24 protein-coding genes are annotated in these 25,773 nt (G+C 62.6%); 15 read left to right on the top strand and 9 right to left on the bottom strand.

Features of this window, described 5'->3' with window-relative positions; genetic code table 11:
- Positions 1 to 48: 48 nt before the first annotated feature.
- Positions 49 to 966 (top strand): zinc ABC transporter substrate-binding protein, encoded by a 918-nt coding sequence (locus BLR26_RS02845; protein ID WP_045200771.1) that lies wholly within the window; start codon positions 49 to 51, stop codon positions 964 to 966.
- Between the two features lie 64 nt (positions 967 to 1,030).
- Here BLR26_RS02845 and BLR26_RS02840 read toward each other — a convergent pair whose 3' ends face one another.
- On the bottom strand, positions 1,031 to 1,981 hold the full coding sequence (locus tag BLR26_RS02840) for a homoserine kinase (RefSeq protein ID WP_045200673.1): 951 nt from the start codon (positions 1,979 to 1,981) through the stop codon (positions 1,031 to 1,033).
- 64 nt (positions 1,982 to 2,045) lie between these two features.
- The gene (locus tag BLR26_RS02835) at positions 2,046 to 2,336 is read right to left on the bottom strand and encodes a DUF2782 domain-containing protein (protein WP_045200671.1); all 291 of its coding nucleotides are present in this window, start codon (positions 2,334 to 2,336) and stop codon (positions 2,046 to 2,048) included.
- Positions 2,337 to 2,410: 74 nt separating this feature from the next.
- On the opposite strand from BLR26_RS02835, the gene polA reads away from it, so the two are divergent.
- Complete coding sequence (polA, locus tag BLR26_RS02830; protein WP_093377602.1) at positions 2,411 to 5,173, top strand: DNA polymerase I; 2,763 nt, start codon at positions 2,411 to 2,413, stop codon at positions 5,171 to 5,173.
- Between the two features lie 302 nt (positions 5,174 to 5,475).
- Here the strand turns inward: polA and yihA are convergent, their stop codons facing one another.
- On the bottom strand, positions 5,476 to 6,108 hold the full coding sequence (yihA, locus tag BLR26_RS02825) for a ribosome biogenesis GTP-binding protein YihA/YsxC (RefSeq protein ID WP_045200667.1): 633 nt from the start codon (positions 6,106 to 6,108) through the stop codon (positions 5,476 to 5,478).
- Positions 6,109 to 6,301: 193 nt separating this feature from the next.
- Between yihA and BLR26_RS02820 the strand changes: the two genes are divergently transcribed.
- The 7 genes from BLR26_RS02820 to BLR26_RS02790 all read left to right on the top strand — a co-directional run bounded on the left by BLR26_RS02820 (position 6,302) and on the right by BLR26_RS02790 (position 13,479).
- On the top strand, positions 6,302 to 6,604 hold the full coding sequence (locus tag BLR26_RS02820; RefSeq protein ID WP_045200664.1) for a c-type cytochrome: 303 nt from the start codon (positions 6,302 to 6,304) through the stop codon (positions 6,602 to 6,604).
- Positions 6,605 to 6,637: 33 nt separating this feature from the next.
- Positions 6,638 to 7,255, top strand: coding sequence for a c-type cytochrome (locus BLR26_RS02815; RefSeq protein WP_045200661.1), 618 nt, complete (start codon positions 6,638 to 6,640; stop codon positions 7,253 to 7,255).
- 167 nt (positions 7,256 to 7,422) lie between these two features.
- Entirely contained in the window at positions 7,423 to 8,052 is a 630-nt protein-coding gene (gene dsbA / locus BLR26_RS02810) for a thiol:disulfide interchange protein DsbA (RefSeq protein ID WP_093377597.1), read from the top strand.
- 12 nt (positions 8,053 to 8,064) lie between these two features.
- A complete protein-coding gene (locus BLR26_RS02805) occupies positions 8,065 to 8,919 on the top strand; it encodes an endonuclease/exonuclease/phosphatase family protein (protein WP_045200657.1) in 855 nt (284 codons plus the stop codon).
- A gap of 27 nt (positions 8,920 to 8,946) precedes the next feature.
- Positions 8,947 to 10,944, top strand: a complete 1,998-nt coding sequence (locus BLR26_RS02800; RefSeq protein ID WP_093377592.1) for a GGDEF domain-containing protein — start codon at positions 8,947 to 8,949, stop codon at positions 10,942 to 10,944.
- A 62-nt stretch (positions 10,945 to 11,006) separates the two neighbouring features.
- Positions 11,007 to 11,783 (top strand): N-acetylmuramoyl-L-alanine amidase, encoded by a 777-nt coding sequence (locus BLR26_RS02795; RefSeq protein ID WP_045200653.1) that lies wholly within the window; start codon positions 11,007 to 11,009, stop codon positions 11,781 to 11,783.
- 76 nt (positions 11,784 to 11,859) lie between these two features.
- Positions 11,860 to 13,479, top strand: coding sequence for an EAL domain-containing protein (locus tag BLR26_RS02790; protein ID WP_045200651.1), 1,620 nt, complete (start codon positions 11,860 to 11,862; stop codon positions 13,477 to 13,479).
- Positions 13,480 to 13,491: 12 nt separating this feature from the next.
- Here the strand turns inward: BLR26_RS02790 and BLR26_RS02785 are convergent, their stop codons facing one another.
- On the bottom strand, positions 13,492 to 15,279 hold the full coding sequence (locus BLR26_RS02785) for a KinB sensor domain-containing domain (protein WP_093377587.1): 1,788 nt from the start codon (positions 15,277 to 15,279) through the stop codon (positions 13,492 to 13,494).
- Positions 15,276 to 16,622 carry a sigma-54-dependent response regulator transcription factor AlgB gene (algB, locus tag BLR26_RS02780; RefSeq protein ID WP_045200647.1) on the bottom strand — a complete coding sequence of 449 codons (1,347 nt, stop codon included), beginning with the start codon at positions 16,620 to 16,622 and terminating at the stop codon, positions 15,276 to 15,278. The genes BLR26_RS02785 and algB overlap by 4 nt, the downstream gene beginning before the upstream one ends.
- 207 nt (positions 16,623 to 16,829) lie before the next feature.
- Between algB and BLR26_RS02775 the strand changes: the two genes are divergently transcribed.
- The 6 genes from BLR26_RS02775 to BLR26_RS02750 all read left to right on the top strand — a co-directional run bounded on the left by BLR26_RS02775 (position 16,830) and on the right by BLR26_RS02750 (position 22,252).
- Positions 16,830 to 17,666: a BON domain-containing protein gene (locus BLR26_RS02775; RefSeq protein ID WP_045200645.1), complete on the top strand. Its 837-nt coding sequence runs from the start codon at positions 16,830 to 16,832 to the stop codon at positions 17,664 to 17,666.
- Between the two features lie 173 nt (positions 17,667 to 17,839).
- Positions 17,840 to 18,124, top strand: coding sequence for a hypothetical protein (locus BLR26_RS02770; RefSeq protein ID WP_093377582.1), 285 nt, complete (start codon positions 17,840 to 17,842; stop codon positions 18,122 to 18,124).
- Between the two features lie 45 nt (positions 18,125 to 18,169).
- Positions 18,170 to 18,334 (top strand): DUF1328 domain-containing protein, encoded by a 165-nt coding sequence (locus BLR26_RS02765; protein WP_010222609.1) that lies wholly within the window; start codon positions 18,170 to 18,172, stop codon positions 18,332 to 18,334.
- 2 nt (positions 18,335 to 18,336) lie between these two features.
- Positions 18,337 to 18,807 (top strand): inhibitor of vertebrate lysozyme family protein, encoded by a 471-nt coding sequence (locus tag BLR26_RS02760; RefSeq protein WP_045200641.1) that lies wholly within the window; start codon positions 18,337 to 18,339, stop codon positions 18,805 to 18,807.
- A 748-nt stretch (positions 18,808 to 19,555) separates the two neighbouring features.
- Positions 19,556 to 20,887 carry a glutamate/aspartate:proton symporter GltP gene (gltP, locus tag BLR26_RS02755; protein WP_093377577.1) on the top strand — a complete coding sequence of 444 codons (1,332 nt, stop codon included), beginning with the start codon at positions 19,556 to 19,558 and terminating at the stop codon, positions 20,885 to 20,887.
- Between the two features lie 135 nt (positions 20,888 to 21,022).
- Positions 21,023 to 22,252, top strand: coding sequence for a nucleoside recognition domain-containing protein (locus tag BLR26_RS02750; RefSeq protein ID WP_093377573.1), 1,230 nt, complete (start codon positions 21,023 to 21,025; stop codon positions 22,250 to 22,252).
- Here BLR26_RS02750 and BLR26_RS02745 read toward each other — a convergent pair.
- From BLR26_RS02745 to BLR26_RS02730, 4 genes are read right to left on the bottom strand one after another with little or no spacing between them, the layout of a single operon-like run.
- Entirely contained in the window at positions 22,234 to 22,857 is a 624-nt protein-coding gene (locus tag BLR26_RS02745) for an ABC-type transport auxiliary lipoprotein family protein (protein ID WP_093377568.1), read from the bottom strand. The two genes, BLR26_RS02750 and BLR26_RS02745, sit on opposite strands and share 19 nt — an antisense overlap.
- A complete protein-coding gene (locus tag BLR26_RS02740; protein WP_045200632.1) occupies positions 22,854 to 23,792 on the bottom strand; it encodes an MlaD family protein in 939 nt (312 codons plus the stop codon). Before BLR26_RS02740 ends, BLR26_RS02745 begins: the two co-directional genes overlap by 4 nt.
- Before the next feature lies 1 nt (position 23,793).
- Complete coding sequence (locus BLR26_RS02735; RefSeq protein ID WP_176794308.1) at positions 23,794 to 24,588, bottom strand: ABC transporter ATP-binding protein; 795 nt, start codon at positions 24,586 to 24,588, stop codon at positions 23,794 to 23,796.
- 5 nt (positions 24,589 to 24,593) lie between these two features.
- Positions 24,594 to 25,739, bottom strand: a complete 1,146-nt coding sequence (locus tag BLR26_RS02730; protein WP_045200628.1) for an ABC transporter permease — start codon at positions 25,737 to 25,739, stop codon at positions 24,594 to 24,596.
- Positions 25,740 to 25,773 lie beyond the last annotated feature (34 nt).

The following is a 25,773-nucleotide window of genomic DNA, read 5'->3' as shown; positions in this document are numbered from 1 at the left end:
TTGGAGACGTTATTATGTTACCTGTTTCAGCCCCTGTGAGTGGTCATCGTGTCCCGAATTTTTGCCCTTTTTGTCGCTTTTATCGCCACTCTGGTGATGGCCCAGGCACAGGCCGAAGTGCGTGTGCTGACCAGCATCAAGCCCCTGCAACAGATCGCTGCGGCGGTTCAGGACGGCGTCGGTACGCCTGAAGTGCTGCTGCCGCCAGGCGCCTCGCCGCACCATTACGCCCTGCGTCCTTCCGACGTACGGCGGGTGGCCGACGTCGACCTGCTGTACTGGATCGGCCCGGACATGGAGGGCTTTCTGCCGCGTGTGCTCAAAGGCCGCAGCAAGCCAAGCGTTGCCGTGCAGGAACTGCCCGGCCTGCACCTGCGCCATTTTGGCGAAGATAGCCACTCCCATGACGAAGATGGCGACGATCATGACCATGATCACCGCCCCGGCAGTCTCGATGCCCACCTCTGGCTGTCATCGGTCAACGCCCGGGTGATCGCCGCCAGGATCGCCGCAGACCTCAGCACTGCCGATCCGGCCAATGCCGCGCGCTACCAGAGCAACCTCAAGGCCTTCGGCGAGCGTCTGGATGCGCTGGACGGGCGCCTGAAAAAGCGCTTGAGCGGTGTCAGCGGCAAACCGTTCTTCGTTTTTCACGAGGCATTTGACTACTTCGAGTCGGCCTATGGTCTGAAACACACCGGGGTGTTCAGCGTGGCCGCCGAAGTGCAGCCGGGTGCCCAACACGTGGCGGCGATGCGCAAACGCCTGCAGGAAGTGGGCAAGACCTGTGTGTTCAGCGAGCCGCCACTGCGCCCACGTTTGGCTGAGACGCTGACGGCGGGGCTGCCGGTGACCCTGGCGGAGCTGGACGCGCTGGGTGGTACGGCGCCGGCCAGTGCCCAGGGCTACGAGCAGTTGCTGGAGACGCTGGGGAATGATCTGGCGGGGTGCCTGGAGAAGTTGTGACGCCCCGATCGCAGGGGCAAGCCCGCTCCAACCTATTGTAGGAGCGGGCTTGCCCCGCGATGTTTCACAGCGCGAACGGCAACGCTATCTCTACCTGCTGGCGCGCCGCCAGGCGTACTTCGAAGTCGGCCGGGTCGTGAATCAGCACGTCCATCCCGGCAAACGATTCGGCGGCAATCAGGCGCGACAGCCAGAAGCGCACGCAGGCAATGCGCAGCATCACCGGCCACAGGTTGGCCTCGGCCGAGGTGAACGGTCGCAGCGCTGCATAAGCGCCGAGCAACGCCCGCGCCCGTGGGCCGTCGATGATGCCGGCGTCGTCGCAGCACCAGTCGTTCAGGGTAATCGCCAGGTCGTAGAGCATCGGCCCCGAGCAGGCGTTGTAGAAGTCGATCAGGCCGGTCAGGTGAGTGCCTTCGAACAGCACGTTGTCGCGGAACAGGTCGGCATGCAGGTTGGCCCGCGGCAGGGCCATGATCTGCGCCTTGTGCTCGACAACTTCGTCCAGGCACGCCTGCAGCAACTGGCGTTGTTCGGCGTTCAGGCGCGGCATCAGTTCGGCGCCGGTTTCCAGCATCCAGTCCAGGCCGCGGTCGGTCTTGCGTTCCAGGACCTTGTCGCGGGTGGCCAGGTGCAGGTGCCCGAGCAGTTCGCCAACCTGTACGCAGTGCTGATTATTGGCGCTCTTGATGTGCTTGCCCGGCAGCCGTGGTTGCAGCAGCGCAGGTTTGCCGGCCAGTTCGCGCAGGGCTACGCCGTCGTTGCCACGCAAGGCGTAGGGCACCGGCAGGTCGGCCTCATGCAGTACGTCGAGCAGTTCGATGAAGAACGGCAGGTCCTGGATCGGCCCGCGTTCGACCAGCGTCAGCACGTACTCGCCCTGTTCCAGACTGACAAAGAAGTTGCTGTTCTCGGTACCGGCGGCAATGCCCTGGAAGTCCCGCAGGCGGCCCAGGCCGTACGGCGCCAGAAAGGTTTCCAGCTCAGGCCGGGTCAGGGGGGTGAAGACTGACATGATCAAAAATTGCCCATACGGGCACTTCAGCAGGGAAGTGCCAGGTTGATGTAAAGGGTACGGCCTACTTCCACTCGAAGATTTTCCACGACGGGATCAGCATGTCCGGCTGGTCGGAGCGGACGAAATTGCCGTCCGAGCCATCGGCACGTACCAGGAAATAAGGTTTGCCGCCTTTGGGCGTCACCTTGATTGCATACAGGAAGCCATTTTGCCGGTATTCCTGGATGGTTTTGTCGCCTTCCGTGCGAATGGTTACCTCTGGATCAGCAGATGGCGCGTCATCCGCTGCCACGGCGACGACCGGAGTGACTGCCAACAGGCTGAGCAGCAACAGGCGATTTAGTGTACGCATGATAACCTTGTCCCTTTGTCGTCAATGTTCCGGACATTCTAGCGCCGGGCCCGTCGAAAAGGTTGATTCTGCACATGAGCCAAGCTCCCCTCGTCCTGGTGGACGGTTCCTCGTACCTGTACCGCGCCTTTCACGCGCTGCCACCACTGACTACCTCCAAGGGCCTGCCGACCGGCGCGGTCAAGGGCGTGCTGAACATGCTCAAGAGCCTGCGCAAGCAGTATCCGAACAGCCTGTTCGCGGTGGTCTTCGACGCCAAGGGCGGCACTTTCCGCGACGAAATGTTCGCCGAATACAAAGCCAACCGGCCGAGCATGCCCGACGACCTGCGCGTGCAGATCGAGCCGCTGCACGCCAGCGTACGCGCCCTGGGCTATCCGCTGCTGTGCGTCGAAGGCGTAGAAGCCGACGATGTGATCGGCACCCTGGCGCGCAGCAGCGCCGCGGCCGGGCGCCCGGTGATCATCTCCACCGGCGACAAGGACATGGCCCAGCTGGTCGACGGCCACATTACGCTGGTCAACACCATGACCGGTACCGTGCTCGACGTCGCTGGCGTGCACGAGAAATTCGGCGTCGGTCCTGAACACATCATCGACTTCCTCGCCCTGATGGGCGACAAGGTCGACAACATCCCAGGCGTGCCGGGCGTGGGTGAAAAGACCGCGGTGGGCCTGCTGACCGGTATCGGTGGCGGCCTGAGCGACCTGTACCAGAACCTCGACAAGGTGCCGACCCTGGCCATTCGCGGCGCCAAGACCCTGCCGGCCAAGCTGGAAGAACACCGCGACGCGGCGTTCCTGTCCTACGAGCTGGCCACCATCAAGATCGACGTGCCACTGGACGTCGAAGTCGATGCGCTGGTGTGCGGCGAGCCTGATCGTGACGCGCTGCTGGCGCTGTACACCGAGATGGAGTTCAAGAGCTGGGTCGACGAAGTTCAGCGCGACGCCAAGCGTGCCGGCCAGGAAGTGGTGGTCGAAGCGCCGCAGGAAGTGGTCGAGGCCCAGTACGAAACCATCCTCGACCAGGCCCGTTTCGATGCCTGGCTGGAGAAGCTGCGCCAGGCGCCGCTGTTTGCCTTCGACACCGAAACCACCGGCCTCGATGCCCAGCAGGCGCAACTGGTCGGTGTGTCGTTCGCGGTCCAGGCCCATGAAGGCGCTTATGTGCCGCTGACTCACTCCTACATGGGCGTGCCCGAGCAGCTTGACCGCGACAGCGTGCTGCTGGCGCTCAAGCCGCTGCTGGAAGACCCGGCCAAGGTCAAGGTGGCGCAGAACGCCAAGTACGACATGAACATCCTGGCCAACTGCGCCATCGGTGGCGACATTGCCAATGGCATCCAGATGCAGGGCGTGGCCTACGACACCATGCTCGAGTCCTACGTGCTTGACTCCACCGCCACCCGTCACGACATGGACAGCCTGGCGCTCAAGTACCTGAACCACACCACCATCGGCTTTACCGACATCGCCGGCAAAGGTGCCAAACAACTGACCTTCGATCAGATCAGCCTGGAGCAGGCCGGCCCCTATGCCGCCGAAGACGCCGACGTCACCCTGCGCCTGCACCAGACCCTGCAGCAGAAGCTGGCGAGCATTCCGAGCCTGCAGTCGGTACTGACCGACATCGAAATGCCGCTGGTGCCGGTGCTGGCCAAGATCGAGCGCCAGGGTGCGCTGGTCGATGCCAAGCTGCTGGGCGTGCAGAGCATCGAGTTGGGCGAGAAAATGGCCGAGCTGGAGCGCCAGGCCTTCGAAATCGCTGGCGAAGAATTCAACCTCGGTTCGCCCAAGCAGCTTGGTGTGATCCTCTACGACAAGCTCGGCATGCCGGTGCTCAACAAGACCGCCAAGGGCCAGGCTTCCACTGCCGAAGCGGTGCTGGCGGAACTGGCCGACATGGACTTCCCGCTGCCCAAGGTGCTGATGCAGTACCGCTCCCTGAGCAAGCTCAAGAGCACCTACACCGACCGCCTGCCGGAGCAGATCAACCCGCGCACCGGGCGTATCCACACCTCCTACCACCAGGCGGTGGCGGCCACCGGGCGCCTGTCGTCCAGCGACCCGAACCTGCAGAACATCCCGATCCGTACCGCCGAAGGCCGGCGTATTCGCCAGGCCTTCGTCGCTGCGCCGGGCTACAAACTGCTGGCGGCGGACTATTCGCAGATCGAACTGCGGATCATGGCCCACCTGGCCCAGGACGAAGGCCTGCTGCACGCGTTTCGCAACGACCTGGACGTGCACCGCGCCACCGCTGCCGAGGTTTTCGGCGTCGAGCTGGAGCAGGTCACCATCGACCAGCGCCGCAGCGCCAAGGCCATCAACTTTGGCCTGATCTACGGCATGAGCGCCTTTGGCCTGGCCAAGCAGATCGGCGTCGACCGCAAACAGTCCCAAGCCTACATCGATCGTTACTTCGCCCGTTACCCGGGCGTGCTGGCCTACATGGAGCGCACCCGCGCCCAGGCTGCCGAGCAAGGCTATGTCGAAACCCTGTTTGGCCGGCGCCTGTACCTGCCGGAGATCAACGCCAAGAACCCGGCCCTGCGCAAAGGTGCCGAGCGCACGGCGATCAACGCGCCGATGCAGGGCACGGCAGCCGACATCATCAAGCGCGCGATGGTCGCTGTGGATAACTGGCTGAGCGATTCGGGGCTGGATGCCCGGGTGATCCTCCAGGTGCACGACGAATTGGTGCTGGAGGTGCGCGAAGACCTGATTGAGCAAGTGCGCGAGCAAATTCGTCCACACATGAGCGGTGCCGCGCAGTTGGACGTTCCGCTGCTGGTTGAGGTCGGTGTGGGGTCAAATTGGGACGAAGCACACTAAAAATGCGCTGAAATTCGGGGAAAAGCTGCGGCATATCGTCGCGGCTTTTTAGCTGGCCTGATGCCATTAGCGCCGGAAATTTCCCATCTATCGCAAATAGTTTTTAAACGTCAGGAACTAAACCGGTGAACCGCGACTCAGAGTAACTGAATGGCTGGTGAAGCCCTTCGATGCTCCTATGTTGTGTTAAGTGTTGGCAGATATCTGGACCCCGCCCTAGCGGTCCGGAACTTGGACCCCGAACTTCCCCCTCCCCATACGAAGTCCGGGGTTTTTTTTGCCCGGCGTTTGCCGGGCAGCCCTTATTCTGCGGGCTTGTCCGCCAGTTCCATCCAGCGTGCCAAAACGCCGTAAGCCTCTTCCAGGCCCTGGCGCTTGGGCGCCGAGAACAGCTGGATCGAGACGCTGTCGCCCCAGCCTTTGCGAATTTCCGCCTGCACCTTGAGCAGGGTGTTCTTGGCCGCGCCGAAGGTCAGTTTATCGGCTTTGGTCAGCAGGATATGCATCGGCATGCCCGAAGCGCGCGACCAGTCGAGCATCATCATGTCGAAGTCGGTCATCGGATGGCGCACGTCCATCATCAAGATCAAGCCCTTCAAGGCCTCGCGGCTGCCCAGGTAGGCCTCCAGGTGGCGCTGCCAGTGCTGCTTGAGCGGGATCGGCACCTTGGCATAACCGTAGCCCGGCAAGTCGACCAAACGCCGTTCATCGTCCAGACTGAAGAAGTTCAACAGCTGGGTGCGCCCCGGGGTTTTCGAGGTGCGCGCCAGGCTGGCGTGGGTCAGGGTGTTCAGGGCACTGGACTTGCCAGCGTTGGAGCGGCCGGCAAAGGCCACTTCATAGCCCTGGTCGGGCGGACACTGGTCGACCTTGGCAGCACTGATGGCGAATTTGGCCTGTTGGCAGAGGCCGAGGATGGGGTTTTTGACTTGCATGGGATATCCGGTGTGGGCGTTGCCAGAGGCGGGCTCGGCAAGCGGTGTCGTTTCCGTTTCAGTAACGGGAGTATATAATGCCCCAGATTTTGTGTGCGCATTATCCCAGCGTAGGAGGATGTGCACGGGGGCATCGGATTCAAGCTTGCGCATTAGAACGCAGTGCAGCCCCCAACCCTGAAAGGTCGTTCGCATGACGAAATGGCTGCTTGTTGTCGGTGTCTTGATACCGTTATTCAGCGCTCAGGCTACACAGGATCCCGAGGCGTTGTACAACCGCACGTGTGCGGCTTGTCACGCCGGGCAGCTGCCACAGGCACCGAAAGCGGGTGATCGTGCGGCTTGGGAGCCAAGACTGGCGAAGGGTATGGAGATACTGGTGGTGCATGTCACCCAGGGTTTCAAGGCTATGCCAATGCGTGGATTGTGCATGGACTGCAGTGCCGAGGACTACCAGGCGATCATCCAGTGGATGAGCCGGAGTCCCGATACATAACTCTTTCACCCTTAGCCGTAGTTGGATTAGCTGATGAACAAACTACTCGTGAGTCTGCTGTTGACCTTGGGCATCACCGGTGCAGCCAATGCCGCAGAGCCTATCAAAGGGGATGCCGCTGCTGGTCAGGCCAAAACTGCTGTATGTGGCGCTTGTCACAATCCGGACGGCAATAGCCTGGCGCCGAACTTCCCGAAACTTGCAGGCCAGGGTGAGAAGTACCTGGAAAAACAATTGCACGACATCAAGTCGGGCAAGCGCACCGTGCTGGAAATGACCGGCATGCTGGCCGCCTTCAGCGACCAGGACCTGGCCGACATCGCCGCCTACTTCTCCAGCCAGAAAGGCAGCGTTGGCGCGGCTGATCCGAAGCTGGTCGAGCGAGGTCGCGCGCTGTTCAATGGCGGCGACGTCGAAAAAGGCCTGCCGGCCTGCACCGGCTGCCATTCGCCTAATGGCGCAGGCATCGCCCTGGCCGGTTTCCCGCACCTGGGTGGACAGCACTCCAGCTACGTAGCCAAGCAGCTGACCGACTTCCGCGAAGGCAACCGCACCAACGATGGCGATGCCACGACCATGCGCACCATTGCCGCCAAGCTGAGCAACAAGGACATCGAAGCACTGTCCAGCTACATCCAGGGTCTGCATTGATCCGTGCTTTAACGCTGGGTTAATACTGCGGCGCAAAGATGAAAAGGGTGGCTTCGGCCGCCCTTTTTTGTGCCCGCTGCCGTTACACTAACGAACTCGGGCCAGCCTCGGCCTGTCCTACGACCGGTCGCGCCAAGGCGACTCAATAGACTGCTCAGGAGTAAAGCATGCGTAATCTGATTCTCGGCGCCGCGCTGGTCACCGCCAGCCTCTTCGGCATGACTGCCCAGGCCGCCGAACCGGTAGCCTTCGACCAGTATACCGAGCTGAGCAACCCGGTTCCGGTGTCGGTCCCTGGCAAAATCGAGGTGGTCGAGCTGTTCTGGTATGGCTGCCCGCACTGCTACAGCTTCGAGCCGGTAATCAATCCGTGGGTCGAGAAGCTGCCGAAAGACGTCAACTTCAAGCGCATTCCGGCCATGTTCGGCGGCCCTTGGGATGCCCACGGGAAGATGTTCCTGACTCTCGAAGCCATGGGCGTTGAACACAAGGTTCACGCTGCCGTGTTCGAAGCGATTCAGAAGCAGCGCAAGCAACTGACCAAGTTGGACGACATGGCTGATTTCCTCGCCACTCAAGGCGTGGATCCTGACAAGTTTCGCGCGACCTTCAACTCCTTCGCCATCAATGGCCAGGCCACCAAGGCCAAAGAACTGGCCAAGAAGTACGGGATCACCGGCGTACCGAGCATGGTCGTCAACGGCAAGTACCGCTTTGACCTGGGCACCGCCAAAGGTCCGCAGGGCGTGCTGAATGTCGCTGACTACCTGATCGCCAAGGAGCGCGCCGCTAAGTAAGCGGCGCCAGCCATGCGCCGCTGGAGAACCGAGCGAGGCGTTGGCCTGTGTGATCCGCAGGTCAATGAACATCACCTGCAGGCTAACGGCCTGCCAGAGGACGGCCGGCTGCGGCTGCTCAGTTTCAACATCCAGGTCGGCATCAGCACCGAGCGTTACCGCCATTACCTGACCCGTGGCTGGCAGCATCTGCTGCCGCACACCGGGCGGGCCGGCAACCTGCAGAAAATCGGCGACCTGCTCGCCGACTTCGACCTTGTTGCCCTGCAAGAGGCCGATGGCGGCAGCCTGCGCTCAGGCTACGTCAATCAGGTCGAGCACCTGGCCCAGCTCGGCGCCTTCCCTTACTGGTACCAGCAGCTCAACCGCAACCTCGGACGCCTGGCCCAGCACAGCAACGGTGTGCTCAGCCGCCTGAAGCCGCAACTGCTTGAAGACCACCCGCTACCCGGCCCGGCTGGCCGCGGGGCGATCCTGGTGCGTTTCGGCGAGGGTGAAGACGCCCTGGTGGTGGTAATGATGCACCTGGCCCTGGGGTCCAAGACCCGCGCCCGGCAGCTTGCCTACATTCGCGAACTGATCGGCGGCTACCGCCATCAGGTTTTGATGGGCGACATGAACACCCATGCCACCGACCTGCTAGAGCACTCGCCGCTGCGCGACCTGGGCCTGATCGCGCCCCAGGTTCAAGCCACCTTCCCCAGTTGGCGGCCGCAACGCTGCCTTGACCATATTCTGCTCAGCCCGAGTCTGACCCTGGAGCGGGTCGAGGTTCTGGCCCAGCCTATTTCCGATCATCTACCGGTCGCGGTTGAGATTCGTTTGCCTGATGCCCTTGCTGTGGATACGCTGCCCGCTTTGAGCTAATTGCCATTACCCTCTGCGGACCCAGGCATGACCGACGAAGCCCAGCGCTGGAAAGAAAAATACCTAAAGAGTATCGAACAGCAAGAGAAGCTGGAGCGCCGTTGGGAGGCTCGTCTCGACCTGTTGCGCCGTGGCCTTGTGCGCAGCACCCTGGCCGCCGAAGGCAGTGACCGCGCGGTGGACCAGTGCATGAAGGAAATGCGCGAGGTGATCCGCACCGACAACATGGACGCCGCCCTCGCAGGCTTGATCCCGCGCCTGGAAAAGGCCGTGCTCGATTCCGAGCAGCGCCGGGAAACCCGGATCGCCCAGGTCACCACCGCCCTCACCTCACTGGTCAGCCAACTGCAGACCCTGCCCTTGCCCAGCGACGTCAGCCGGCCGCTGAAAAAGTTCGCCAAGCAGGTCGAGGCCCGCGCCAGCCAGTCGCGCGAGATGCCCCTGCTGCTGGGAGAGTTGAGCGGCTTGCAGGGCCAGGCGCTGTCGGCGCTGGAGCGGCCTGAAGAAGCGCAACGCCCGGGTTTGTTGCAGCGCCTGTTCGGTAATCGCGACGGCGAGCCGGAAGAAGCCCTGCAACCGGCTCTCGCCGTTGCGGTACCGGCGGCAACTGATGTCAGAGAACAGCCCGTGGCCGTGGCGCCCGAACCCGCCGCTGTCGATGTTGATGAGCTGCAGCCCTTGCCGGTTGCTGCAGAGGTCGTTGCCGAGGCGTATGAGTCTGCAGCCGTGGAGCCCCAAGCCAGCGCGCAGCCGCAGTTTGAAGGTACATCCGAGCCTGAGCCGGTTGCCGAGCTGCCAATCGAGCCAGCAGCTGAAGTTGAACTGCCAGCGCTAGCCGAGCCGGTCACACTGGACTCCGAGCAGGATGTACTGGCCTTGCTCGAGCACAGCCCGGACGAGCCGCAGGCTGACCTGGCAGAAGCAGAGCCGGTAGATGACGAAGAGGCCCAGTTCGCCCTGCCCGACGGCACCGAGCCCACCTATAGCTCGGTCGCGGCGCATATCGAAGACACCCTGCTCGGCCTGCTCGACGACCTGACCCTGCCCGAACGCCACAAGGCCCAGGCGCAGTCGATGCGCGAGCGCCTGGAGCACGGCCTGAACTGGTACGAGCTGCTGCCGGTGCTGGATGACCTGGCGGTGCTGATGCTGGCAATCAACGACAGCGGCCAGCACGAGTTCGAAGCCTACCTGCAGCAACTCAACGAACGCCTGGAGTCGTTCCAGAGCCACCTGCACGAAGCCAGCGCAGGCCACGCCGACAACACCTCGGCAGCCCGCGACCTCGACAGCCAGCTGCGCGAGCAGGTCGATGGCCTGCAAAGCAGTGTGCAGGGCGCGGCCGACCTGGGCAGCCTCAAGCACATCCTGGAAAACCGCCTCGAAGGTTTGCTCGGCACCATGGACGAGCACCAGCAGCAGCGTGACCAGCGCGAGCAGGACATGGCCAGCCGTCTGCAAGGCCTGGCCGAGCGGGTGGCGAGCATGGAGCAGGAAGCCCTGGGCTACCGCGAGCACCTTGAAGAGCAGCGCCAGAAAGCCCTGATTGATCCGCTCACCGGGCTGCCCAACCGCGCCGCCTGGTCGGAGCGGGTTGATCAGGAAGTGCTGCAATGGCAGGAAAGCGGCGGCCATCTGTTGATGGCGATCCTCGACCTCGACCATTTCAAGCGTATCAACGACAGCTATGGCCACCTGGCCGGTGACAAGGTTTTGAAAATAGTCGCCAGCGTGCTGCGCAAGCGCCTGCGCAGCCAGGATTTCATCGCCCGCTTTGGTGGTGAGGAGTTTGTTTTGCTGATCCCGCAAACCTCGCTGCCAGCTGGCTGTCAGCTGGCGGAAGCTCTGCGGGCAGCCATCGAAGCCTGCCCGTTCCACTTCAAGGGCGAGCGGGTGACCATTACCCTGTCGATCGGCATCAGCGCGTTTCGCAGCGGTGAGCGCAGCGAGGTGGTGCTCAAGCGGGCAGACGAAGCGCTGTACCGGGCGAAACATCTTGGTCGAAATCGCGTCGAACAGGGCTGAGTGGCAAGGGCGAGGATACGTTAAGCTTACGCTTTGCAGACTCTCATCACAGTGCCCTCTTCATGAAAGCGTTTTTCACCGCCCTCCTGCTGCTGACGCTGGCAGGTTGCACCAGCGGTTTGCGGATCGACCGCAGCCATACTTCGGTCAACCAGGACGAACGCATCCAGTTCGTCGTCCTGCATTACACCAATGCTTCGCTGGAGCGTTCGCTGAACTTGCTCACCCACGGCGAAGTCAGCAGCCACTACCTGATCGGCGACTCGCCGGCCACTGTTTACCAACTGGTGGACGAGAGCCGTCGTGCCTGGCACGCCGGTGACAGCCAGTGGGATGGCCGCACCTGGCTCAACTCCACCTCGATCGGCATCGAGATCGTCAACCCCGGCTATACCGACACGCCGACCGGGCGGGTCTGGCACCCCTACACCGAGGCGCAGGTCCAGGCGCTGATCGTCCTGCTCAAGGACATCGTCAAGCGCAACAACATCAAGCCGCGCTACATCATCGGCCACAGCGACATCGCCCCGCTGCGCAAGCTCGACCCGGGCCCGATGTTCCCCTGGAAGCGCCTGGCGGACGCAGGCCTTGGGGTCTGGCCGAATGCCCAGGCCGTGGCCCAGCAGCAGGCGTACTTCAGCGTCAATCCACCGAGCATCAGCTGGTATCAGCAGCAGTTGAAGCGCTTCGGCTACGCCATCGAGCAAACCGGCGAGAATGATGTCAGCACCAAGCACGTGCTGGCAGCCTTCCAGATGCGCTTTCGCCCGCAGCGTTTCGATGGCGTGCCGGATGCCCAGACGGCGGCCATGTTGCAGGTGCTCAACAGCCGTCGTTGAGCCCCCACCGCCCAACGGGCAGGCTGACTTGACTGGCAGTTGCTATACCTCTTGGTATTCAACTGGATAATTATTGATGTCAGCTGCCCTCTCGGTGTTGCGCCATTTGCTCTATCGTCCCTGGTTACTGGCCACACTCGCGGCTACGGCCAGCGCGATCCTGCTGCTCATGGCCAGCGTCGGTGTGGCCATGCACCAGATGCAGCAAAGCGAAATCGAGCAGATGAACGCCAAGGGCGAGCGCTTTCTGGTGCGCCTGGAGCAGATCTTCGGTCAGCTGCGCGAAGGCGTCGATCAACTGCAGTCGCAACCCGTGCGCGGGTGCGATGCCAGCATGCTGACGGCTTTGCAGCAGGTCGCCTTCAATTATCGTTTCGTCTACGAAGCCGCTTACGTCGATGGTAATGTTGCCTGTTCCAACCGGGTTGGCGAGCGCACCATCAACCCGCTGCGGCCTGCGGATATCCAGGGCCCGACCTATAGCTACTGGCTTAACACTACCACCGAGCCGGATGACAACCTGGCGGCGCTGATGCTGGGCCGGGGCAAGTTCCTGGTCGCCACCTCACGCGGGCACATCACCGACGTGGTTGACCTGCCGCCCGAAGGCAGCCTGCTGGTGGTGCTCGACAACGGCACACGGGCGGTACCGGTGCTGGGCCCGCCGCAGGTCTGGCCGCCGTCCGCCGATTGGCCGCCGGCCTCAAGTGGTTCGCTGCTGGAGCTCCCGGATCGGCTGATCTACCGCATGCCGACCAAGTCACCGGACTATCAACTGGTGCTGATCGCGCCCAGGGCCAGCATGCCGCTGAAGATGAACGGCATTCTCTGGCTGCTGTTCCCCGGTAGCCTGGTACTGGCCTGGTGCATTGGCTGGCTGGTGTTACAGCTGATTCGCCAACGTCGCTCGATGAGTTCGGAGCTGCAGGGCGCGCTGCGCCGGGGCGAATTGCAGGTGCTTTACCAGCCTATTTTCGAGCTCAACAGCCGCCGCTGTGTCGGAGCCGAAGCACTGGTGCGCTGGCGTCGCTCGGATGGCACGCTAACCAGCCCGGACCTGTTCATCCCGTTGGCGGAGAACACCGGGCAGATCCGCCAGATCACCGATTTCGTCCTGCAGCGGGTGCTCGAGCAACTCGGCCAGTTGCTGCGCGCCAACCGCCAGCTGTACATCTCGGTCAACCTTGCCGCTTGCGATGTGATGGTGCCGAGAATCGGCCGGGTGGCGGCACGCCTGCTGGCCATGCACCACGTGGCGGCCAGCCAGATTGCCTTCGAGGTTACCGAGCGTGGGTTGATCGATGTGGTGGTGGCCCGGGACAACCTGCAAGCCTTGCGCGCGGTCGGGCACCAGGTGTTGATCGATGATTTTGGTACTGGCTACTGCAGCCTGGCCTACCTGCAAACCTTGCCGGTCGACTGCCTGAAGATCGACAAGGCCTTTATCGATGCCCTGGGCCATGACGCAGCCAGCAGCGGCGTGGCCCCGCACATCATCCGCATGGCCCATGCCCTGCAGCTAAGGGTGATTGCCGAAGGCATCGAGTACGAAGACCAGGCCCTGCTGCTCAATAGCGAAGGGGTCAATTATGGCCAGGGCTGGTTGTTCGCCCATCCGCTCAATGCACGCCAGTTCATCGAGCTGATCACCCGCGGCCGGCGGCTCGGGCCCCGGCGCATCGACGACGAAGCCTGAGCCGCAGGCGATTCAGACTGGCAAGGCCATATAGAACTGAGTGCCTTGCCCGGGCCGCGAGTACACACCCATGCGCCCGCCGTGCAACTGGACAATCTCCTTGCACAGCGCCAGGCCCAGGCCGGCACCGCCCTTTTTGCGCCCGACCTGGACGAAAGGTTCGAAGATTCTGCCCTGCTGGCCGTAGGCAATGCCCTCGCCGTTGTCTTCGATGCTGATAATCACCCGCTCGGCGTGGCGGCGTGCATGCAAGCGGATGCGCCCGGCGGTTGGCGTATGGCGCACGGCGTTGTCGAGCAGGTTGTCCATGACCCGGTCCAATTGCGCCGGATCGGCCTGGATACGCGGTAGCGGCGCAGTCAGCTCGACCTGCAGCTCGATCTGTTTGTCGTTGGCCGCGGCGGCAAAGCGTTCGCAGGCCCGGCCGAGCAGTTCGTCGATGGCGCAGGGGGTCAGTTCGAGTTTTTGCAGGCCGCTCTGGTAACGGGAGAAGTTCAGCAGGTCGTTGATCAGCTGGTTCAGGCGCTGCATTTCTTCGCCGATGGTGTCGGACAGGTCCGCTTCCCGCGAGCCGGGGGCAAACTTCAGGCGTTCGCGCAGCAGGCCGAAGGCCATGTGCATGCCGGTCACTGGCGTGCGCAGTTCATGAGACGCGCGCAGGACGAACTCGCTGCGTACCCGTTCGAAGGCACGTTGCTCGGTGACATCGTGCAGCACCATCACCGCGCCGAGGATTTGCCCTTGTGGGTGGCATACCGGCGTCAGGCTGTAGGAAAGCAGCCGGGTTTCTTCATCTATTTCCAGGCTGAGGTCGTCAGGCACGCGGTCGAGGGTGCCGCCGCGCAGTACCAGGCGCAGTTGCTCGTCCAGCTCCGGGCGTTGCAGGGCATCGCCAAGGCCTGTGCCCAGACGCGCATCTTCCCAGCCCAGTTGGCGCTGGGCGACCGGGTTGAGATGCTCCAGATGACCCTGGCGATCGATGATCAGCAGGCCGTCGTCGATACTGTCGAGCACCGCCTGCAAGCGCTGCTGGCCGGCCAGCACTTCGTCGATGTTGGTTGCCTGATGCTTGCGCAAAGCCTCGGCCATCAGGCCAAAGCGGCGGGTCAGCTGGTTCAGCTCCAGGGCGTGGGACACCGGCAGGGTGACCTCGAAGTTGCCTTGGCCGATCTGGTCGGCCGCCTTGGCCAATGCTTCGATCGGCTGGCCGACCCGGCGGGCGATACCATGGGCGGTGACAAAACCGAGAATCAATACTGTCAGGCCCACCAGGCCGAGCAAACCGCCAATCAGCAGGGCGCGGTCATGGGCTTTCTGCTCGCTTTCATTAATGTGCTGCAAGGCGCGCTTGTGCGATTCGACCAGGTCGCTGCGCAACAGGTTGAAGGCATGGCCCAGGGGCTGGTCGGCGCCCAGGCTTTTCGAGGTTTCAGCGCTGTTGCGGTAAGCCTGCAAAAAGGCCTGGTAGTCGAGGTTGGCCTTGGCAAAACCCTGGTCGCCCGGGCTTTCGTCGTCATGGTTGATGCCTTCGTCCAGTAGTTGCTGGAACTGGCGTTGCAAGGTTTCGAGGGCTGGCCTGTCCGGGGCGTCATCCAGCAGCAGGGTCAACTGCTCGCCCAGGTTCTGCCGCAGCTTCAGGCCCAGGTCGAGGGTTACCGAGTTTTCCCGCACCAGCGCCTGTTGCGCGCTGGCCATCTGCAGCACGCTGACCAGGCCCAGCAGCAAGCCGAACAGGGCGACGGTGATCAGCGCCGAAATGCTGAGGAAAAGCCGCGTGCGCAGCTTCATCGCCAGTTTCATAAGTTGTACTGCTTGCGCTTGCGGTACAGGGTCGAGGCGTCGATACCGAGAGTCTTGGCGGCCTGGTCGAGGGTTTCGCTGGTGGCCAGTACCGCACCGATATGGGCGCGTTCCAGTTCATCCAGGCTCAGTGCCGCGCCAATGCGCGGGGCATTGCTGGCCGGTTGTTCGGCCATGCCCAGGTGGCTGATCTCGACGCGCTCCTGGGCACAGATGATGCTCGCCCGCTCGACCACGTTGCGCAGTTCGCGGATGTTGCCCGGCCAGCGGTAGTTGAGCAGCGCGGCGCGGGCCTCCTCGCTGAAGGCGCGGGCCGGGCGCGAGTATTCCTTGACGAAGCGGGCAAGGAAGCGATCGGCCAGGGTGAGGATATCTTCACTGCGCTCGCGCAGGGGCGGCAGGTGCAGGGTGATGACGTTCAGGCGGTACAGCAGGTCTTCGCGAAAGCGCCCTTCGCGGACCATGTCCTCGAGGTTGAGGTTGGTCGCGGCCAGAATCCGCACATCGGCGCGGCGGGTCACCGGGTCGCCGACGCGCTCGTATTCTTTGTCCTGGATAAAACGCAGCAGCTTGGGCTGCAGGGTCAGCGGGAAATCGCCGATTTCATCGAGGAACAAGGTCCCGCCGTCAGCCTGGTTGACCCGCCCCAGGGTGCTTTCGCTGGCACCGGTAAAGGCCCCGCGGCTGTGGCCGAACAGCTCGCTTTCCATCAGCTCGGCAGTCAGCGACGGGCAGTTGATGGTCACGCAGGCTTTGCGCGCGCGTTTGCTCCAGCCGTGAATGGCGCGGGCCAGTTCGCCCTTACCGGTGCCGGACTCACCGAGAATGAGGATGTTGGCGTCGGTGGTGGCGACCTGGCGGGCGGTTTCCAGCACCACCATCATGGCCGGGCTGTGTGAGTCGAGGCCGTCCTTGGGCTTACGCACTTCGCCTTCCAGCGCTTCGAGGCGCGCCGACAGCTGACGGACTTCCAGTTGCTTGGCCGTGGCCAGGCGCAACTGGTCCGGGCTGCAGGGCTTGACCAGGTAATCGGCGGCGCCGGCCTGGATCGCATCCACCGCCGTGTCGACCGCCGAATGCGCGGTGACGATCACCACGCGCATCCATGGCGCCTGGATACGCATCTGCGCCAGAACATCCAGGCCGTTGTCTTCGCCCAGGCGCAGGTCGAGGAAACACAAGTCGAAGACTTGCCGTTGCAGCAGGGTTTCGGCCTGCGCCGCGCTGTTGGCGGTGGCAACGCTGTAGCCTTCATCTTCAAGACAGTAACGAAAGGTTCGCAGGATGGCGGACTCATCGTCGACCAGCAGAATACGGCCTTGATGTTCCTGGGCTGACTCCATTTCCTACGCTCCTTTGAGAATGATCTAGGTTAGTGTCGGAAAAATCGGGCAAGTTGCATGGTTCATTCTGATTCATTCCGTTGCCTGCATGGTAGCCGTTCGCCCAACACTTATCTAACTCACTGAAAAATCAGCGGTTGTTTATCCGAAAGGAACTGGCACGAGTACTGCGAAGACAAAAGACTCTGAGCCCTCGGAGGTTTTCTCATGTTCGCGCCCTATCCGTTGGCAGTCGCCACTGCCCTGTTCCTGCTGCTGCCGATGGCCAGCAGCGCCGCCGAATCACCGGCTTCCAGCGTGCAGCAGGCGCGCCAGGAAGGCGCCTTGCAAACCGCCCTGGCGCTCAACCGCTTGCTCAACCCATACAAGATCGAGGTCAGGGTCGAGGGCAGTACGGCGCATTTGCGCGGCGAGGTCGAAAACCAGGTCGAGCGCCAGCTGGCCGAAGCCGTTGCTCTGGCCACCCGCGGCATCGAAGCGGTGCAGAACGACCTCAAGGTCAATGCCGAACTGGTCGAGCAACCTTTGGAGCGGCGCGCCTATGCCCAGCGCCTGGAAGACGCGACCCTCGCCTCGATCATTCGCGCGCGTCTGCTGTGGAGCACCCACACCCAGGCAGCACCTATAGAAGTCGACAGCCGTGAGGGCGTGGTGACCCTGCGCGGCCAGGTCAGTAGCGCCGAAGCCAAAGAGCTGGCGGGGGTACTGGCCAGCTCCACCGAGGGCGTTTACCTGGTCAACAACCTCATCAGCCTGAGTGCGGCCGATCTGGCCAGGCAGCGTGAAGAGCGCCAGCAACAGGTGACCGAACCGCAGCTCAGCGACGCCTGGATCAATGCCAAGGTGCAGACCAGCTTCATGTACAGCCGCAACCTCGATGGCCCGAACATCAAAGTGGCGACCCAGGATGGCGTGGTGCGGTTGTCCGGCGAGGTGGTCAGCAGCGAACAGAAGACCATCGCCATCGAGGTCGCCCGGCAGATTCGCGGCGTGCGCGGGGTGGATGCCGACATGCTCAAGGTAGCAACCAAGGTGCAGGGCTGATCATGCAAAACGCACGAACGCTTGAGCCCGATCGTGCAGGATACGTTTTAGGCTGAACCGATGTATGTACATAAGTTGTTGATTTATAATGATAAAAAATAGTTTCAAAGGCTGGCATGCAGGCTGCAATGACTACATCAAGTCAACAATAAAAGCAGCAGGAGGAGCACGGCATGAACCGCCAAACCGCCACCCTAGTGCAGGTTTCTTCGCTTCAGCTGCGCCAGGGTCTGTTTTTCAGCCTGGCGCTGCTGCTGACCCTGATTGCCGGCCAGCTCTACAACAGCTGGGAAACCGCGCGCAGTGCCGAGCAGCTGGCTGCCCAGGCCGCGCTGGTGGCGCAGGTTCAGGCACAACGCCCGGTAGCTGCGCTGCAGGCCAGGGTCGCACTGTCTACGCCGGTGACCACTCCTGCCGTTGTCGACACTGCTGCACCACGTGATCGCTGGGTGTTTTAACCGAGCACCCAAGGACCTCTTCCAAAAACGGTAAGGAGAATCACCATGTTGAGTTGGGCCATCACCTTCCTGATTATCGCCATTGTCGCTGCCGTGCTGGGCTTCGGTGGTATCGCCGGCGCCGCTACCGGTATCGCGAAGATTCTGTTCATTATCTTCCTGGTGCTGTTCGTGGTGTCCTTCTTCTTTGGTCGCCGCGGTAGGGGCTGAGTATGAGCACAACGCTAGGCAGAGCCCTGGTTGCCGCCCTGATCATGGGCGGCAGCGCAGCGGCAATGGCGGCCAATGACGGCCAGGTCCGGGCCAACCAGATTCTTGGCTCGGACCCCGAATACCGGGAAACCTGGCAGGACGTGGTCAAAAACGAAGAACGCTTGCCCGAATGGGTCCTCAACCTGAGTGGTACTTCCGAGCAACAGATGTCGGCGGTTGAGGAAGATGGCGACAAGTATCTGGTCGGACCGTTGTGCGAATCCGAGCAGAAGTGCCTGAACAAGCGTCTGATTGTCGCCTTCAGTTGGGACAAGGACGAAGCCTACGGAATGCTGGTAGAAGTGCCCGAAGGCCTGCCGTCCGACAAGTCGCCCACACGCCACGCCGACTACCGTTGGCTGGGCAAGCCGGACGAAGGCATGCAGGCCCTGCTCAAGGAACAGCTCAAGCGTGATCCGAACTGGTACTGAGGTGTTGCTCACACTTCTGTACATATATAGAAGCTGAACCTTTTTTCATTTCAGGCTTCTATGCTGCGCCGCCCGAGGAAGGCAGGCGCATGACCAGGGGGCCGGGCTGCTCTGATTGTTTCAGGATCGGAGGGGCCTAGGGGTACAGGGAGTACCTCCGATGAGGGCCGGGTCAGGTGAAGCGGTAGCGGAAGTTGCGGGTCGGACAACTGCCTTCAGGCAGAGGTGTCCGACCGGACTTCCGTAGCGCTCTTTACGGCGATCGCTTTTTCCCCCGCAACAAATTCGTTTTTCCTACCGAAGCTGTCGACGCATATTTTTGCCCGACCGTACATCGATATTTTTTCGCCCCGCCGTCCTGGCAAAGTCGCTGCGATTTCACCCATTCGGATTGTCGAACAAAGCCCTTTGTCACTCGGGCGCATACCTCTATATCGGCCGGATTATGGCGCTTTGGCCATCGTCGGATTTCCGAACGGTAGGCGAATAACCCATTGTGACGTACGTTTTGGCCGATAAACCTCATGCCGATTCGGCATGGGGTAGTCGTTTACGGCATTAGACGGAGCCCCCCCACGTGGGAATAGTTGCGCCTTTTTTCGCTGGCCTGAGCGTTCCTACGCTCGCTTGCGGTGACCTTTTACGGTGCCATCGGTAGATAACAAGAAACGATACGGATTGCTGGCAACAGCTCTGGGTCGCGGTTATCAGCCTGGTGGCCGTTTCCACTTGAAGAAAAGGTAACGACATGAAGAAGGCAAAGCTAAGCCTCGCCTGGCAGATCCTCATCGGTCTGGTACTGGGGATTGCAATCGGCGCTTTACTGAACCATTTCAGTGCAGAAAAGGCATGGTGGATCAGTAACGTCCTGCAACCTGCCGGTGACATCTTCATTCGCCTGATCAAGATGATCGTCATCCCGATCGTGATTTCGTCGCTGATCGTGGGTATCGCCGGGGTTGGCGATGCGAAAAAACTCGGCAGTATCGGCCTCAAGACCATTATCTACTTCGAGGTGGTTACCACCATCGCCATCGTCGTCGGCCTGGTCCTGGCCAACCTGTTCCACCCGGGCGCCGGCATCGACATGAGTACCCTGGGTACCGTCGATATCTCCAAGTACCAGGCTACGGCGGCCGAGGTTCAGCATGAGCATGCGTTCATCGAAACCATCCTCAACCTGATCCCGTCGAACATCTTCGCAGCGCTGATGCGCGGTGAGATGCTGCCGATCATCTTCTTCTCGGTGCTGTTCGGCCTGGGCCTGTCGAGCCTGCAGGCAGACATCCGCGACCCGCTGGTGAAAACCTTCCAGGGCGTCTCCGAAGCCATGTTCAAGGTCACTCACATGATCATGAACTACGCGCCAATCGGTGTGTTCGCGCTGATCGCGGTGACCGTCGCCAACTTCGGCTTCGCCTCGCTGCTGCCGCTGGCCAAGCTGGTGCTGCTGGTGTACTTCGCCATCGCCTTCTTCGCCTTCATGGTCCTTGGCCTGATCGCCCGCCTGTTCGGCTTCTCGGTGATCAAGCTGATGCGCATCTTCAAGGACGAACTGGTCCTGGCCTACTCCACCGCCAGCTCCGAGACCGTCCTGCCGCGCGTGATCGAGAAGATGGAAGCCTACGGTGCGCCGAAAGCCATCTGCAGCTTCGTGGTACCGACCGGCTACTCGTTCAACCTTGACGGTTCGACCCTGTACCAGAGCATCGCGGCGATCTTCATCGCCCAGCTGTACGGCATCGACCTGTCGCTGAGCCAGCAGTTGCTGCTGGTGCTGACCCTGATGGTCACCTCCAAAGGCATCGCCGGTGTACCGGGCGTGTCCTTCGTGGTCCTGCTGGCCACCCTGGGCAGCGTCGGTATCCCGCTGGAAGGCCTGGCCTTCATCGCCGGTGTCGACCGCATCATGGACATGGCCCGTACTGCCCTGAACGTAATCGGCAACGCCCTGGCGGTTCTGGTTATCGCTCGTTGGGAAGGCATGTACGACGATGCCAAGGGCCAGCGCTACTGGAACTCGCTGCCGCACTGGCGCAGCAAGGAAGCCGTACCGGCTGGCAAAGCTGCCAGCAAGTAAGCGCTAACCTGGCTGTACGAAAAGCCCCGACCTGGTCGGGGCTTTTTTGTGGGGCTGTCGTGGGTAAGTCGACGTTTATGGCGCGAAGCCAACCCGGCCCGCTATCATTTGCGCCATCTTTGGGGGGAACAACGGATGCTCAACGGCCTTTGGCTTGGTTTTTTCATTGTCGCGGCCATTTCGGCCATGGCCCAATGGCTGGTGGGCGGTAACGCCGGGATCTTTGCGGCAATGGTCGAAAGCATCTTTGCCATGGCCAAGCTTTCGGTCGAGGTCATGGTCCTGCTGTTCGGCACCCTGACCCTGTGGCTGGGCTTTTTGAAGATTGCCGAAAAGGCCGGCATCGTCGAATGGCTGGCCAAGGTCCTCGGCCCACTGTTTGCCCGGTTGATGCCGGAAGTCCCGCCCGGCCACCCGGCCCTGGGCCTGATCACCCTCAACTTCGCCGCCAACGGCCTGGGCCTGGACAATGCCGCCACGCCCATCGGCCTCAAGGCCATGCGTGCGCTGCAGGAGCTCAACCCCAGCTCGACCACGGCCAGCAACGCGCAGATCCTCTTTCTGGTGCTCAACGCCTCGTCGCTGACCCTGCTGCCGGTGACCATCTTCATGTACCGCGCCCAGCAGGGGGCGATGGACCCGACCCTGGTGTTCCTGCCGATCCTGCTCGCCACCAGCGCCTCGACCCTGGTCGGCCTGCTGTCGGTGGCGGTAATGCAGCGCCTGCGCCTGTGGGACCCGGTGGTGCTGGCGTACCTGATTCCCGGTGCGTTGCTGCTGGGCGGTTTCATGGCGTTTCTCGGCACCCTGTCGGCTACCGCGCTGGCGGGGCTGTCGTCGATTCTCGGCAACCTGACCCTGTTCGGCCTGATCATCCTGTTTTTGGTGGTCGGCGCGCTGAAGCGGGTGAAGGTCTATGAAACCTTCGTGGAAGGCGCCAAGGAGGGCTTTGACGTCGCCAAAAGCCTGTTGCCCTACCTGGTTGCCATGCTCTGCGCCGTCGGCGTGCTGCGCGCCTCAGGGGCGCTGGAGCTGGCTCTGGATGGTATCCGTCATGCAGTCGCGTGGCTGGGCTGGGACACGCGCTTTGTCGAGGGCCTGCCCACCGCGCTGGTCAAGCCGTTCTCCGGCAGTGCGGCGCGAGCAATGCTGATCGAAACCATGCAGACCCACGGCGTCGACAGCTTCGCGGCCCTGGTGGCAGCGACCATCCAGGGCAGCACCGAAACCACTTTCTATGTGCTGGCGGTGTATTTCGGCGCCGTCGGCATCCAGCGCGCCCGCCATGCGGTGGGTTGTGCGCTGCTGGCCGAGCTGTCCGGGGTGATCGCGGCGATCTTCGTCTGCTACTGGTTCTTCGCCTGAAGCTGATCGGCCTGGTTTACCGTCCAGTCGACCAGTTGCTTCATCAACTGGTCGCTGGCTGAGCCGAAGCCGCTGACTACCGCGGCTACCTGCTTGTCGCTCAACGGCTGGCGTACTTCGAAGCGCTGGCTGGCAAGGATGCGCTGGCTACGGCCCTGCACCAGGCGGGCGTCGTAGCGGATCACCACAGCCAGGCCGTCGGCGCTGTACTCGCTCTGGAAGGCCTGCAGTTCGCCGGCAATTTCATAATCGCTTTGCAGGTTGCTGTCGTCGGCGCTCAGGCGCTGCACGCGGCCGTCACGCTGGAAGGCATCGAGCATGCGGTTGCGCAGCAGGGTCGGTGCCGGGTCGCTCCAGCGCGCGCCCTTGTAGCTGCTGATCAGGTTGCCCTGCGGCACCACGGCGATGCGCGGGCTGTTCAAGGCATCACTGGCGATTGGCTTATTGATCCGCAGCGACCACGGCGCGCTCTGTGTCAGCGAGCGGGTGCTTTGCGCCGAAGGCAGGCGATAAACATCGGCAGGCTCGGCCTGCGGCAGGATCGAGCAGGCGCTGCCCAGGCTCAGTGCAGTGGCCAGGGCCAGGTAGCGACAGGTACGGCTCATGGCTCGAACTCCTTGTTTTTGTCACGGCCCAGCAGGTAGCCGCTGGGGTTGGCTTCCAGGCGCTGGGAAATGCCCTTGAGCGAGGTCAGAGTGTCGCGCAGCTCGCGGATGGCCGGCGCCAGCTGGTTGAAGCCCTGGGCGCCGCCATCGATGGCTTCGCGGTTGTCATTGAGCAGCTTGTTGATGGTTTCGGTGCTTTGCGCCAGCGACTGCATGGCTTGTTCGGCACTGCCGAACATCTGCTTGCCCTGGCTGCTGAGCAGGCCATTGGCGTTGCGCATCAGTTCGCTGGTCTGTTCGAGCATGGCGCCAGCCTGCTTGCCGACCTGGGCCAGTTGCTGGATACCCTCGCGGATGTCACCACGCTGGTCGTTGAAGGCGCCGGTGGTCTGTTCAAGGTTGCTCAGGGTGTTGCTCAGGCGGGTGACGTTGTCTTCGGAGAACAGCTGGTTGGCGTTGTGCACCAGGGCGTTGATGTTGGTCATCAGGTCGCTGCTGTCGTCCAGCAGGCGGGCAATCGGCGACGGTGAGGCGACGATCACTGGCAACTTGCCGTCCTTGCCCTTGAGCTCCGGGCTTTGCGGCGTGCCGCCACTGAGCTGGATGAACGAGGTGCCGGTGATGCCGGTCAGGGTCAGCTTGGCCAGGGTGTCTTCCTTGACCGGCGTATCGGCGCTCAGGCGCACCTGGGCCAGGACCCGGCGCGGGTCGTTGGGGTCCAGGCGCAGGCTGGTGACGTCGCCAACCTTGATACCGCTGTACTGCACCGAGCTGCCCCGGGACAAACCGGACACGGCCTCGTTGAACACTACTTGGTAGTCCTTGAAGGTGCTGTCGACACTCGACTTGGTCAGCCACAGGCCGAACAGCATGGCGCCGGCCACCACCAGCACGGTGACCAGGCCGATCAGGACATGATGTGCACGGGTTTCCATCTCAGAGCTCCTTGGGCGCTGTAGCGGCCTGATACGCCGCGCGGCCACGCGGGCCATGAAAATAATCGTGAATCCAGGCGTCGTCGGTGTCTTCGACCTCGGCGATAGGCCCGGCCACCAGCACCTTCTTCTGCGACAGCACGGCGACGCGGTCGGTGATGGTGTAAAGGGTGTCCAGGTCGTGGGTGATCAGGAACACGCTCAAGCCCAGGGCGTCGCGCAGGGTCAGGATCAACTGGTCGAAGGCCGCTGCGCCAATCGGGTCGAGGCCGGCGGTGGGTTCGTCGAGGAACAGGATGTCCGGATCCAGCGCCAGCGCCCGGGCCAGGGCCGCGCGCTTGATCATGCCGCCGGACAGCGACGAGGGGTATTTGTCTGCCGCCGAAATCGGCAAGCCGGCCAGCGCCAGCTTGACCCCGGCCAGGTGCTCGGCATCGGCGCGGCTCAGGCCTGCGTGTTCGATCAGCGGCAAGGCGACGTTCTCGGTGACAGTCAGCGACGAGAACAACGCGCCCTTCTGGAACAGCACGCCGAAACGCCGCTCGACCAGCGAGCGTTGCTCGTCGCTGGCGCTGCTCAAGTCCTGGCCGAACACTCGCACCTGGCCTTCGTTGGGTCGGCGCAGGCCGACGATGCTGCGCAGCAACACCGACTTGCCGCTGCCCGAGCCACCGACCACGGCGAGGATCTCGCCGCGGTAAAGGTCCAGGTCGAGCTGCTCGTGCACGCTCTGGGTACCGAAGCGGTTGCAGATGCCGCGGGCCTCGATCACCGCTTCACGTGGCTTTGTGTGGATCTCGCTCACCAGCCCATCTCCATGAAGAACAGCGCCGCCACGGCATCCAGGACTATGACCACGAAGATCGACTGGACCACGCTGGAGGTGGTGTGGGCGCCGACCGATTCGGCGCTGCCACTGACCTTGAAGCCCTCAAGGCAGCCGATGGCGGCGATCAGGAAGGCGAAGAACGGGGCTTTGACCAGGCCGACCAGAAAGTGCTGCACGCCGATATCGCTTTGCAGCAGCGACAGGAACATCGCCGGCGAGATACCCAGTGACAGCGCGCAGACCACCGCGCCGCCGATAATGCCGCAGAGCATGGCGACAAAGGTCAGCAACGGCAGTGCGATCAGCAGTGCAAGCACCCGCGGCACCACCAGCAATTCAACCGGGTCGAGGCCCAGGGTGCGGATGGCGTCGATCTCTTCGTTGGCCTTCATCGAGCCAATTTGCGCGGTGAAGGCACTGGCGGTGCGCCCGGCCATCAGGATGGCGGTCAGCAGCACGCCGAATTCCCGCAGGAACGAGAATGCCACCAGATCGACGGTAAAGATGCTCGCGCCAAAGCTGGCCAGCACCGTGGCGCCAAGAAAGGCCACCACCGCCCCCACCAGAAAGGTCAGCAAGGCAACAATGGGCGCGGCGTCCAGGCCAGTCTGCTCGATATGCGCAACCACCGAGGTGACCCGCCAGCGCTTGGGCTGGAACAGGCGCAGGAACAGGGTTTGCAGGATCAGGCCGACGAAGCCGAGGATCTGCAGGGTGTCTTGCCACAGGGTGTCAACTGCGCGGCCGATGCGGGTGAGCAGCTGGATCAGTACCGAGCGCTCGGGTTGTTTTTCCGGGATGCAGAAGTCTTGCACCGAGCAATACACGGTCTTGAGCAGCGCCTGGCTGGCGGCGGGCAAGTGCGTGGCGGTTTCGGTCAGCCGCGCCAGGCGTTCGGCGCCCAGCAGCTCGACCAGCAACGCCGCACCGGCGGTGTCGAGCTTGCCGAGCTGGTCGAGGTCGACCTCGGTAGAGGCGTCGTACTGACCGGCCAGGCTGTCGCTGCTGCGCTTGAGGCTGGTGTAGTTGGCCAGGGTCCAGTCACCGACGATCCGCAGCCGTGGCGGGCTGCTTGCAGTGTCCAGGGTGGCGCTGGCGTGTGTAGTCATAGGCTCCATGCAGTCCGACCAACGGTTCGCAGCCTCAGAGCAT

Source organism: Pseudomonas sp. UC 17F4 (assembly GCF_900101695.1).
Taxonomy (GTDB): Bacteria; Pseudomonadota; Gammaproteobacteria; order Pseudomonadales; family Pseudomonadaceae; genus Aquipseudomonas.
The sequence above is the reverse complement of the archived record's forward strand: the minus strand, read 5'-3'. Positions and strand labels throughout refer to the sequence as shown.